The sequence below is a fragment of the Paenibacillus tyrphae genome, from assembly GCF_024158745.1.
In the GTDB taxonomy this organism is placed as follows: Bacteria; Bacillota; Bacilli; order Paenibacillales; family NBRC-103111; genus Paenibacillus_G; species Paenibacillus_G tyrfis_A.
This window is the reverse complement of record NZ_JAMZAW010000007.1, coordinates 1-13,193: the sequence shown is the minus strand read 5'-3', so window position 1 is coordinate 13,193 and position 13,193 is coordinate 1. Positions and strand designations below refer to the sequence as shown.

The window sequence follows — 13,193 nt, the reverse complement described above, 5'->3', positions numbered from 1 at the left end:
AAATGGCGAACGAAGCGTACTTGACGCCGGAACGGCCGATTGCCGACATCACGAATCCGGAGCATATGCCGACGCTGCCGCAGGACTTGCAGATGATCTCGACGAACACGGACAAGGTCATCAACGATTTGTGGATCAAGGTGATCGTCAGTGGCCCCTCGTATACGCCGGAACAGGCGATGGCGGAAGCGAAGAGCACGTGGGACCAGGCGGGAGGCAAGCAGGTCGACGACTGGTATGCCAAGTGGTATGCGGAGAACAAAGATACGGCGCTGCTGAAGGATAAGCTGTATCAGTTTAAGTAATCTGCGCGATGGGCCTTGGGACCGTATTTGCTTTACGTGCGTGGAACGTCGGAGTGGTAGTCGGCGCAGTTATTTTGGCAGCATAAGAAGCGGCATCCCGGGCGTAAGCGTTGTATGCTTGCGGAATGCCGCTTTTTTTACAGGAAGGAAACCCGCTCAGCTTTGCGCGCTTTCCGGAGCCGTATGGATGACGACACCTTCGACGTCTTGCGGATTTTTCAACAGGTGAAAAATCGGACATACCCGCTCCACCGCCTCATGAAGCTCGGCAATCGTCTGTTCCGATTCCGATGAGACAATGTGCAGCTTATACCGGATGTTGTGCGGGTAGATGGGAATATGCTCAAAGCCGGGCTGACCGGCTAAGGCGTGCTGCTCCCCGGTCACTTCCACCTCCAGCGACTCCAAGGACACGCCCCGTTCGGCGGCTTGAATCAAGGTGATATGCGTCAAGCAGCTGCCGAGCACCCCCAGCTGAAGCTCCGGCGACGTCGGTCCGAGATTGTATCCGGCAAAGTCCGGCGGACTGTCGCTGATGATCTGAAAATCGCGGATGCGGATTTCGCGCACCCCGCTTCGCCCGGCCGCACGCACGCTCGCTTTAATCGGCTGCCTGGCCGTTTCCGGCTGCTTCAAAGCTTGCTTGTTGCGCTGAAGGCTCGCTTCCCGTTTTTGAACCAGAAATTCGTTCAAGGTGGACATCGTTCGATCACTCCCATACGATTGAATTGATTCCCAAATAAAAAGACTCCATGATTATTCGGCCAAATGACGTTTCCGGTGCGGTCGAATAACTGGAGCCTCCAAGGCATGGTGGGCTGGTTGGAACGGTTCGTTCATACAAAATCAAGGCAATTTACTAAAATGTAGCATCAAATGGCAGAGGAAGCAACTCGAAAATTTTCAGTTGACGCTGGCAAGAGTCCCCTGTTAAAATAGCATCAACACTGTATAACCAATTAAACCTATCGGAAATTGTCTACCGGACTGCCGGAGGCATGACGAACCGTATTCAGGACAGGAATGCGCGGGCCGTTATGTCTCTTTTTTGCATACTATCCCATACTAATCCAAACTTGGAGGATGAAAACGATGGCTAACGAAATTCAATGGCAACCCGAAACTTTGGCGGTTCACGCCGGTCAGGAAATCGATCCGACGACGTTCTCCCGTGCGGTCCCGCTGTACCAGACGACTTCGTACGGCTTCCGGGATACGGATCACGCCGCGGACTTGTTCGCCTTGAAAGAGTTCGGCAACGTGTATACGCGGATTATGAATCCGACCACCGACGTCTTCGAGAAGCGTGTCGCCGCACTGGAGGGCGGGGCAGCGGCGCTGGCAACGGCTTCGGGGCAAGCAGCCATCACGTACGCGATCTTGAACATTGCCTCCGCCGGAGACGAGATCGTCTCCGCCACCAGCTTGTACGGCGGCACGTACAACCTGTTCGCCTCCACGCTGCCGAAGCTGGGCATTCAAGTGAAGTTCGTCGATCCGTCCGACCCGGAAAACTTCCGTGCCGCCATTACACCGCAGACGAAAGCGCTGTACGCCGAGACGATCGGCAATCCGAAAGGGGACGTGCTGGATATCGAAGCGGTGGCGAGCATCGCTCACGAGAACGGCATCCCGCTTATCGTGGACAATACGTTTCCGAGCCCTTTTTTGCTGAAACCCATCGAGTTCGGCGCGGATATCGTCGTCCATTCGGCCACGAAGTTTATCGGCGGTCACGGCACATCGATCGGGGGCGTTATCGTCGACAGCGGCAAGTTCGATTGGACCGCAAACGACAAGTTCCCGGGGCTGACGCAGCCGGACCCGAGCTATCACGGTCTCATCTTTACCGAAGCGGTGGGGCCGATCGCTTATATCATCAAAGCGAGAGTGCAACTGCTGCGGGATCTCGGGGCAACGTTGTCGCCGTTCAACGCGTTCCTGCTGCTGCAGGGGCTCGAGACGCTCCACCTGCGGATGGAGCGCCACAGCGCCAATGCGCTCAAAGTCGCCCGCTTCCTGGAGAAACACGAGGCGGTCGATTCGGTGCAATATCCGGGACTGGAGAGCCATCCGTCTTACGCGCTGGCTCGTAAATATTTGCTCAAGGGCCAAGGGGCGATCCTTACGTTCGAGGTCAAGGGAGGCGTCGAAGCGGGCAAAAAGCTGATCAACGCCGTGAAGCTATTCTCCCATCTCGCCAACGTCGGCGATTCCAAATCGCTGATCATCCATCCGGCCAGCACGACCCACCAGCAGCTCTCCGGCGAGGAGCAGCTTGCCGCAGGCGTTACCCCGGGCCTAGTCCGCCTGTCCGTCGGCACGGAATCGATCGACGACATTTTGGTCGATCTGGAGCAGGCGCTGCAGGCGAGCCAGGAGGAAAGCCGGGTGTCGGTTTAAAAGGTAAAATGCGAAAAGCCGCAATGCGAGGATATTTGCTCGTGTTGCGGCTTTTTTTACGACAAAATTCGACAAAATCAGTCAATGATTTCTAGTTAACATCCGATTATAATATCTACATATGGTCCTAAGGCTACATCTTTCGACATATGGCATAATTTTGTGCATTTTACTTTGCGGAAGGAGATAAGCGGTGCTAAGATGTACGATATCTTTTCAACAATTCATGTTCATTGCAATGGTTTCACTTGCAATTTTTTTATTTCCTCAACTAACAATGGCCGAGACTTACTATGAGTACAAGGATTCAAAGCTGCTGAATATTTACTCAAAAGATAACGGGAAGTTTTATAAAGCAACATTTATACATGATAAGAACGGAAACATCATAGGTAAAAAAATGGTTCCGGCAAACGCAATAGATTATCCAACTGTAACGAGTTATTCCAATGCATCTTATGATATCGTTCTTTTCAATGTTGATCCTAAGGCAATGCAGGTAGAGTTCCCGACATGGACGGAGAACAATGGTCAGGACGATGTCATTTGGCATCAAGGGGAAAAGGTAGGGGACGGAATATGGAAAGTGACTATTCCGTTTAGTAAACATAAGGATGAAAGCGGGAAATACATAACGCACATCTACATTAATAAAGAACTTAGGGCAGTAAGCGAGACGCTGGTAAACCTAACCACCAGCACGCGTATCCCTCCGACCGTGAATCTATCTTCTGGCAGCTATGATATCTATCTAGATGGTGTTGGAGAACATGTTGCTAGAGTAGCCTTTCCGACATGGACGTTGCATAACGGTCAAGACGATATTGTTTGGAACGAAGGAGAAAAGGTTTCATCCAGCACATGGAAAATAACGATTCCGTTTAGTGAACATAATCAAGAAATAGGCGAATATATCACTCATATTTATTCATACGATCGACAAGGGAATGCAGTAATGTCAGGCTTCGGTCAAACTTCAGCAGTTGGCGGGATAAGTGCTCCTGCTGAAACGAGCTATTCGAATGCCTCCTTTGACATTACAGCGTATGGAATCGATCCAAAGGCAACTCAGGTAGAATTCCCGACATGGACAGCGAAAGACGGTAAAGATGTCATTTGGTATCAAGGGAAGAAGGTAGGCAGTGGGGCATGGAAAGTGACGATTCCGTTTAATAAGCACAATGCAGAAAGCGGGAAATACATAACGCATGTCTATGTTGATAAGGAACTTAGGGCAGTGAGCGAGACGATGGTAAACCTAACGACCAGCACGCGCATCCCTCCGACCGTAAATTTATCGTCAGGCAGCTATGATGTTTATATTGATGGTGTAGGGGAACATGTTGCTCGTGTCGCATTCTTAACATGGACCAAGCGTAACGGTCAAGACGATCTCGTTTGGAAAGAAGGAACGAAGGTCGGAGCCAACACATGGAAGATAACAATTCCGTTCAGTCAGCATAATCAAGAGACGGGGGATTATATCACTCACATATATTCGTATGATAGACAAGACAATACAGTAATGATCGGTTATGGCCAAACCACAGTAGTCGGGGGAATAAGCGCTCCTGCCGAAACAAGCTATTCGAATGCATCCTTTGACATTACAGCCTATGGAATCGATCCTAAGGCAACGCAGGTAGAGTTCCCGACGTGGACGGCAAAAGACGGCCGGGATGTCATTTGGTATCAAGGCGAAAAGGTAGGTAACGGAGTGTGGAAAGCGACGGTTCCGTTTAATAAGCACAATGCAGAAAGCGGAAAATACATAACGCATGTCTATGTTGATAAGGAACTTAGGGCAGTGAGCGAGACGATGGTAAAGCTGACGAGCAGCACGCGTGTCCCTTCGACCGTAAATTTATCGTCAGGTAGCTATGATATTTATATTGACGGTGTAGGAGAGCAGGTTGCCCGTGTTTCATTCCCGACTTGGACGCAGCGAAACGGTGCAGACGATATTGTTTGGAAAGACGGATATAAGGTAGGAGCAAATACTTGGAGGGTGACGATTCCGTTTAGCGAGCATAATCGGGAGACAGGTGAATATATCACGCATATTTATTCGTATGATCGGCAAGGGAATGCGGTAATGGTAGGCTATGGATCTGCTTTAGTTAATTAACAATTATAAGGACAACAAAATATCATGAAGGATGTATGACAAAAATATACCTCTCTGGCCATAAAAAAAGTTTATTTTTGTTAGGCCTTAGTTTATATTTGGTTTTATTTCACTTCATGGTCGCCGCAACAGCGGCGGCTTCTGAGTCACAAGTAGGTGGATATAATTATGTTTACGATAGTCTTGGAAGAATAAAATACATTAAGTTTCCAAGTGGCCTTTTTGAGGAGTATATCTACGATAAAAATGGCAATTTAATTTCCAAAAACATGAGTATAAACGGCAGCTTTGAAATAGATGAAAACGGGAACAACTTACCGGACTTTTGGGAAGTAAACTGGAGGAATGGAACAAGCAGCGAGCCCTTTGCTGGCCTGGCTCCCTACGACCCGGTAGATGGAGCAAACGTATACCGATTATTCAATGGTAAGGGTGATCCTGAGTCCTATCAATACGTACTCTCCAATGCTATCCCTGTCGTTGGCGGGAAATCATATGAAGTACGAGCTATGATGAAGTACACGCTCCAAAGCGGCGGAACGGCTGGAATGCATATTATACAACTGGATGCTAACGGTAAAGAAGTAGGGTACGATGCGCAATCTTATAACAATGGCGGCTGGAAATGGCATAATCACTCCCAAGTCTTCGTTGCCGAACCTAGCGCCAAATCGGTTCTCATCCGGTTTGCTGTCGGTGGAGAGGATTCGGCGTATATGGATCTGGACACCGTATCGTTTAAAGAAATCAATATAAACGGAAGCTTTGAAAAAGATGAAAATGGGAACAACTTACCGGATTTTTGGGAAGTAAACTGGCGGAATGGAACAAGCAGCGAGCCCTTTGCTGGACTGGCCCCCTATGACCCGGTAGATGGGGCAAACGTATACCGATTATTCAATGGTAAGGGTGATCGTGAGTCCTATCAATACGTACTTTCCAATGCTATCCCTGTCGTTGGCGGGAAATCTTATGAAGTGCGAGCTATGATGAAGTATACACTTCAAGACGGCGGAACGGCTGGAATGCATATCATACAACTGGATGCTAACGGCAAAGAAGTAGGGTACGATGCGCAGTCATATAACAATGGCGGCTGGAAATGGCATAATCACTCCCAAGTCTTCGTTGCAAAACCTAATGCCAAATCGGTTCTCATCCGGTTTGCTGTCGGTGGAGAGGATTCAGCCTATATGGATCTGGATACCGTATCGTTTAAAGAAATCAATATAAACGGCAGCTTTGAAAAAGACGAAAATGGGAACAACTTACCGGATTTTTGGGAAGTAAACTGGCGCAATGGAACAAGCAGCGAGCCCTTTGCTGGCCTGGCTCCCTACGACCCGGTAGATGGGATAAACGTATACCGATTATTCAATGGTAAGGGTGATCCTGAGTCCTATCAATACGTACTTTCCAATGCTATTCCTGTCGTTGGCGGGAAATCATATGAAGTACGAGCCATGATGAAGTATACACTCCAGGGCGGCGGAACGGCTGGATTGCATATTATACAACTGGATGCTAACGGCAAAGAAGTAGGATACGATGCGCAGTCCTACAACAATGGCGGCTGGAAATGGCATAATCACTCCCAAGTCTTCGTTGCAAAACCTAATGCAAAATCGGTTCTCATCCGGTTTGCTGTCGGTGGAGAGGATTCGGCGTATATGGATCTGGATACCGTATCGTTTAAAGAAATCAATATAAACGGCAGCTTTGAAAAAGACGAAAATGGGAACAACTTACCGGATTTTTGGGAAGTAAACTGGCGGAATGGAACGAGCAGCGGGCCATTCGCTGGACTGGCTCCCTACGATCCGGTAGATGGAGCAAACGTATACCGATTATTCAATGGTAAGGGTGATCCTGAGTCCTATCAATACGTACTTTCCAATGCTATCCCTGTCGTTGGCGGGAAATCTTATGAAGTACGAGCCATGATGAAGTATACACTCCAGGGCGGCGGAACGGCTGGAATGCACATTATCCAATTGGATGCTAACGGCAAAGAAGTAGGATACGATGCGCAGTCCTACAACAATGGCGGCTGGAAATGGCATAATCACTCCCAAGTCTTCGTTGCAAAACCTAATGCCAAGTCGGTTCTCATCCGGTTTGCTGTCGGTGGAGAGGATTCGGCGTATATGGATCTGGATACTGTATCGTTTAAAGAAATATAGCGACATCATGCTGTAAATGCACGAGCTTAGAAAAAGTTTATTTTGAAAAGAAAAATAACGCCAAAGTACTGCTTATTGTCGATTTTGCTTCCAATGCTTGGATTTCCAATAAAGTTGTTGAACTTACGGACCCTACTTCTGGATACGTCTCGCTCAATATGGATGGTACCGTTCCGTCGAATGCGACTTCGGCAACAATCAGTGTAGCAATCATTGGAACTGGTGATGGAGGGAGGGGAACAGCGTATGTAGATTCTATAAGCTTTAACTAGCATCGTACGCACCCGGTAATATCTGCGGCGTATCTATTTACAAACAGTGTTAAGGAGCCAAACCATGAAAAAACTACTAAGACATGTCTTGTTATTCACTCTAATTGCTCAAACGCTATCCCCTGCGGCATTAACTTACGCTAATGAGGGAGCGGCAGCAGTTCCAACTACGAATCAAGCTGCAACCAAAGAAGTTCTAACCATCGAATGGTTAAGCCGAAAATACAATGTACCTGAAAGCAGTCTATTAAATGAATTAAACAAAGGATATTCCATGCAGGATATCCATTCCGCTTTGCAGACAAGGACAGAACCGAACCAACCTCTTGAAGAGATACTAAAAAAAATAAATCCGGACGTTGATGCGCGTTTTCAGAAAATGGACTTTGCACCGAAGAGGCCTGAACAGGAAAAAGCCACTATGCCTCAGGTTCCACTGCTTGATGTGATGGCAGCTACATATGGCAATATACCCTCAGTCTCTAATGTATCAACGATTACCTACGGCAAATTTCCCTCATCGGTTTTCGAGAGTACTTATTCCAATTCAAGGCAGAAAAGGTCTCTTTTCATTTCCGATAGTCTTGATTCGTATTCCAAGACTTATGACCAACTGGCCATGTCACGCCAAGATCTAAAAATGAATACCGCTCCTTTCTCCGTTTCTTCTGTTCATGAAAATGTATCTCTGGTAAGCGGTTCTCTTCAGGTGCAAGCGACCGATCTGGTTCTGCCTGGAAGAAATGGACTTTCATTTGCATTGACCAGAAAATACGATAGTGCGGATTCCATTTACTACGACAAGGACGTCTATTCAGGAAACCCGTACACAGCGAGATATTACCCTGCTCTCAATGTCAGGCTTTATCATAAATATACAGGAATGCCGGTTCAGTATGCGAATGCTTCGCAGTTTTTTTTCGACCCTCACTATTACAAATCCATCTTGGAATATTTGGGCGATATGAGGGCCTGGTTTTTCCCCTCTATCTATCCGGAAACCTGGGAACTTGACAACCGTGTGAGGGAACAGCATGAGAAAGAATGGCCCTACGTGAATCCTGATGATCCCAATAGTTCTCCGTATATGGCTAATTATGATGTGACTCTTAAAGGGGTTCCTTTTATTGCCAAAGCCTATACAACGGGTTATGTTCTCAGTGATCCCATGTATCAACCCAGTTTTTCTTCTCAGCCTAGGTATGTTAATAAGACAAAAGAAAAAGCGTACGAAAACCGCTTTGCCATTGGAAAAGGGTGGAGCTGGGATATTCCGTATATAGAGTATACAAACAATAAGATGATCGCTCATCTCTTCGGAGGAGCTTCTTACGAGATTGAGAACAGTCAGTTGAAGGGATATCCATGGAAAGATATTACGTTCGCTTATGATGAATCCGTTACGGTGAACAACTTAAAATCAACCATCGTGCTCAAATATTTAAATGGTCAAAAACATTACTTTTCCTATGACAGGCTCATTCAAATATCCGATGCTTACAACAATACCATTCAGTTTGAATATCAGTATAACTCTTATGGGGCAGTGTTATCGAAAGTACGGGATGCCCTGGGCAATGAAATTAATATTACGTACTCCGGCACAGAGGTGACCCTCACTTTGGGGGATCAGACCGTGAAATACGAAAAGCAGAAAGATCCGAAAGGGAATAAAGAATTACTGTCTGCCGTAACGGATGCTGAGAATCGAAAAACGCAGTATAGCTATGAAATTGCCCTAGCGCCGTTCGATTTGGTGAATGATAGCCGTAAAAAAGAGAATTATGCCGCTTTGCTGAAACAAGTGCAGCATCCAACCAAGGCCCGCACGCAATATGAGTACATTTCATCGGACCGCAAGCTCGGACCTATAGCCAAAGAAACGGTCTATCGTGTTAAATCAAGAGAAGATATTGCAACCTATACCGATGGAAGCGAAGAAAAGTACAATTATGTAAGTTATGACTACCATAATGAAGACGGCGCTGAAGTTCAGCAAAGAACGTACTGGTTCTCGACAACCATTAATGACGGAAGAAAAGAGACCACGTATAACTATAAGAAAGAATACATCGACGATAAGACGCCCGAAGTCATTTATAATACCGTAATCAAGCAAGTGAGCGGTGCAAAGCAGTTTGAAGATGTTATGGAATATAATGAAGCAAAGCGGTGGCCGTCACCGATAAAAGTAACATCTAAGATCAAGGTTGGAGAAGCTGAAGGAACTGCAAAAGTAGTCACGAAGTCGTATGATGATTACGGTAATGTGCTTACCCAAACGAATCCGGACAATGCGACGATAACGTACACCTATCATCCGACGACACACTGGCTTGAATCGGTGACACAGCCGGTCAATGCTTACTTGTCTCGCTATACCCACTATGTGCGGGATGATCAGAAGGGCAGTGTGTTACAGGTAACCGACAAAGACAACAATGCGAATGGCGCATTGAGGGCCCAAGTCAACGTTGGTTATGACGCTTTTGGGAATGCAACAACGGTGACGCTCAAAGACGATGCTCGAAATATAGTCATAAATAAGGAATATGGCCCGGCGTACAATCAAGGGTTCGTAACAAAGCTATGGTCAACAGTAACGGATGTGGATGGAGCCGGTTCGACAATTGAGCAAAAGGCTGAGTATAACAAGACAACAGGTAAAATTACAAGATATATCGATGGCAAAAATCACGCTACATCGTACTTGTATGACAAGCTTGGACGAGTAAAAGAAGCCACTTTCCAAGACGGAAGCAAAGTGACGATGTCGTATGATGATGCGAATAACAAGATCACGTCTGTAGATCAAACCGGCGTCACTTCATTTGTACAATGGAATGCCCTTGGGATGAAAACATCGGAAGGGACCGTGGGAAGCGGAACAACTTCTTATGGATACGATCCTTACGGTCGTCTGTCTTGGAGTCGGGATGCGTTGTCCAACGCAACGACCTATGGATATGATGCTTGGAACAGGAGTATTCGAACAACATATCCTGATGGATCTGCTTCCGGAGTTGAGTATGACGATGTCAATCGAACTGCAACAACGACGGATGCTGAAGGGAATAAGACGAAAGAGACCTATGATTTGTTAGGCCGTGTTACGAAGAAGGAATGGTTGAAACAAACAGGAACGGTTCCTCTATCAAGTAATGCATATGATTTTGCTGGAAACGTAACGTCTAATGTCGATGGTAACAACAACACGACATCGTACGCCTACGACTTATTTAACCGTCTTGTTTCTGTGACTAACGCCAAGTCGGAAACGACGAAATACAGCTATAATATGGCGGGTAAATTAATTCAGATGGAATATGCCGATGGAAACAAAATTCAGAAGCAGTATGATGAACTGGGCCGCCTAATAAGAAAGATCGATGCGTTAGGGCAAAATGAAAGATACTATTATGATGTAAACGGAAATGTAAAAACATATATCGATCGAAAAGGTCAGACAACGAGCTACGGCTACAACGTCCGTGATCAATTAACCAGCAGTGTGACCGGAAGCGAAACGGTTTCTTATGAGTACGATACCGCTGGACGACGCACGGCTATGCAGGACGGTACAGGCAGAACACAGTATGGTTATAATAACGTTGGGCAATTGGATGCAGTCACATATCCGGACGGAAAGAAGGTTCTATACGTATACGACCCGCAAGGGAATCGCACGCAAATGACGGATCCGTTCGGTTATGTTATAGCGTACGGGTATGACAACCGAAACCGGCTGAAGGGCGTAGGTCCAGCTATGGCCGACTGGGATGCAAGTTATGATTATAAGAAAAATAGTTTGTTATCCAACGTAACCCAGCGTAACGGAATCGCATGGAGCTATACATTCGACGGCGCCAATTTGATGAATCTTTCTCAAACAAGGTATGGTGCGCCTGTGAATTCGTACGGATATACGTACGATAATAACGGAAATCAGACAAGCAAAAACGAGAACGGCCAAGGGAATACGTTCTCCTACGATAAGCTTGACCGGATCGAAAAATCCAGTCAATTTAATGAAGCTTATACGTACGATACCCGCGGCAACCGTCAAACGATGCAGAGCAGCAAGAGCATCGATATGAGCGGAGCCGGTTACCGATATGATGATCGCAACCGACTCGCTCAAGTGACAACAGATGATGGCAAGAACGTCTCCTATCGTTATAATGGGGATGGGATGCTCTACGAGCGGACGGAGAATGGACAGACGACGCGCTATTACTATGACGGAGCGAATATGATTGCAGAGGGAACGGTCAGCAACGGCACCGTGACGATGAAAGCAAGATATATCCGTGGTGGTAGCGGCTTAGTAGCCCGTCAAGATGCTAGCGGCACCAAAACATTCTACCTTCACAACGGTCATGGAGATGTTGTAGGATTAGCGGACGGTAATGGCAATGTCATTAACCGGTATACTTATGACATCTGGGGGAATCCGCTCAGTACGTCGGAGCAAGTACCGCAGCCATTCCGATACAGCGGGGAGTTCTGGGACAGCAGTACGAATTTGCAGTATCTGCGCGCCAGATGGTATGATCCAAGTGTCGGCAGGTTTATAAATGAGGATACGTATGAAGGGGATATTGCGAATCCGCTGAGTTTGAATTTGTATACGTATGTGCTGAATAATCCGCTGAAATATGTTGACCCTACAGGTCATGTAGAAATGGAGATGGGAATTGGTAGTAGCGGACGCCCTAGAATAGTAGGAGATGAGCATGACTCATTGCTGCATGTTTCGTTTAGAATGCAAATATCTAAACTAAAGAGTATGTGGGATTACTATAACAGTATCGGAGATACTAGTAATAGAGACAAGCGGCATCAGCAAGCAGTTGAAATAAGGTCAAATCCGTGTAATTATGGAAGCACATGTGATTATGATCAAACAGCTGAGTTTGTATTTGATGATAACGGCATTCTTATTGGAACAGCAATAATAGGTGCTAGTTTTACTGGAGGACCTAGGGGGACGATCGATCCTAACAAAGTTCGCTTTACTCAAGATAGTGTCAAAGCAGAATTTAGTGACGGAAGGTCTGTTTACCAACTAATTGATGATTTAAAATCTGGTAACGTTAAACCAAAAGATATTCCCGAAATCAGAGTTTTTGAGAAAGACGGGAATTTGTACAGTTTAGATAATCGTAGATTGTATGCTTTTCAACAAGCCAATGTGAACGTTAGATATCGCCTTGCTACGGAATCGGAAGTTTCTGCACAGATGTGGAAAATGACTACAAAGAATAATGGTACTTCAATTCGAATACGTGGAGGTAGTGGAAATGGGCATTAGTAAATTAGTAACCAAGAATCCAGAGTTTCATGTAACTCCATTAGAGAAAATTGTTATAGAAAATACCGAGGTTAAAATTCAATTGGATGATATTGATGAAAATAGGTGGGAGATACAATTTAGTCCTTACCAAGCTGTGAACGTTACTGCTATTGATTGCACATTTGCTCATGATTACTTTAATAGCGATTGTTATGATAGAAATGGGATTTTTCATAGGTACTTGCTCGAAATAGAAAAGTCTGAATGGGTCGACCGCTTGCAGAATAAGCAAGTTGATAAATCAAGTGATTTATTAACAAAATCAAAGCACTACGTGCTACCATTACAAGATATTGTGGTTGAAGTTTTGGCTTGGAATATAACGATAGTTAAGTTATAAAATATAATTCATATACAATACGACTAACCACAATGCTGATAAATATTGAACTGTAACCTCATTTATGGACAGAGTTGAAAAACGGTATTAAAGCCTTAAGCAGCTAGGAGATGACTTCTGAATTCATCAGGAGTCATCTTTTTTAGTGTCCACTGATAGCGTTCTGAATTGTAGTGGATCACATACTCATTGACCCGTAGCCGCAG

Annotated in this window: 8 protein-coding genes; 6 read left to right on the top strand and 2 right to left on the bottom strand. The window is 45.9% G+C overall.

Annotated features, from left to right (window positions below; genetic code table 11):
* Positions 1-2: 2 nt before the first annotated feature.
* Positions 3-305, top strand: coding sequence for a hypothetical protein (locus tag NI000_RS11890; RefSeq protein ID WP_253410748.1), 303 nt, complete (start codon positions 3-5; stop codon positions 303-305).
* 156 nt (positions 306-461) lie between these two features.
* Here NI000_RS11890 and NI000_RS11885 read toward each other — a convergent pair whose 3' ends face one another.
* Positions 462-1,007: an OsmC family protein gene (locus NI000_RS11885; protein ID WP_253410746.1), complete on the bottom strand. Its 546-nt coding sequence runs from the start codon at positions 1,005-1,007 to the stop codon at positions 462-464.
* 390 nt (positions 1,008-1,397) lie between these two features.
* Between NI000_RS11885 and NI000_RS11880 the strand changes: the two genes are divergently transcribed.
* From NI000_RS11880 to NI000_RS11860, 5 genes are all read left to right on the top strand, one after another.
* Positions 1,398-2,708: a homocysteine synthase gene (locus tag NI000_RS11880; RefSeq protein ID WP_253410744.1), complete on the top strand. Its 1,311-nt coding sequence runs from the start codon at positions 1,398-1,400 to the stop codon at positions 2,706-2,708.
* 226 nt (positions 2,709-2,934) lie between these two features.
* Positions 2,935-4,836: a GBS Bsp-like repeat-containing protein gene (locus NI000_RS11875; RefSeq protein ID WP_253410742.1), complete on the top strand. Its 1,902-nt coding sequence runs from the start codon at positions 2,935-2,937 to the stop codon at positions 4,834-4,836.
* A gap of 35 nt (positions 4,837-4,871) precedes the next feature.
* On the top strand, positions 4,872-7,019 hold the full coding sequence (locus NI000_RS11870; protein WP_253410740.1) for a hypothetical protein: 2,148 nt from the start codon (positions 4,872-4,874) through the stop codon (positions 7,017-7,019).
* 336 nt (positions 7,020-7,355) lie between these two features.
* On the top strand, positions 7,356-12,605 hold the full coding sequence (locus NI000_RS11865; protein ID WP_253410738.1) for an RHS repeat domain-containing protein: 5,250 nt from the start codon (positions 7,356-7,358) through the stop codon (positions 12,603-12,605).
* Positions 12,595-12,987: a hypothetical protein gene (locus NI000_RS11860; RefSeq protein WP_253410735.1), complete on the top strand. Its 393-nt coding sequence runs from the start codon at positions 12,595-12,597 to the stop codon at positions 12,985-12,987. Before NI000_RS11865 ends, NI000_RS11860 begins: the two co-directional genes overlap by 11 nt.
* A gap of 95 nt (positions 12,988-13,082) precedes the next feature.
* On the opposite strand, the gene NI000_RS11855 is transcribed toward NI000_RS11860, so the two are convergent.
* Positions 13,083-13,193 (bottom strand): IS3 family transposase, encoded by a 111-nt coding sequence (locus tag NI000_RS11855; protein ID WP_301292478.1) that lies wholly within the window; start codon positions 13,191-13,193, stop codon positions 13,083-13,085.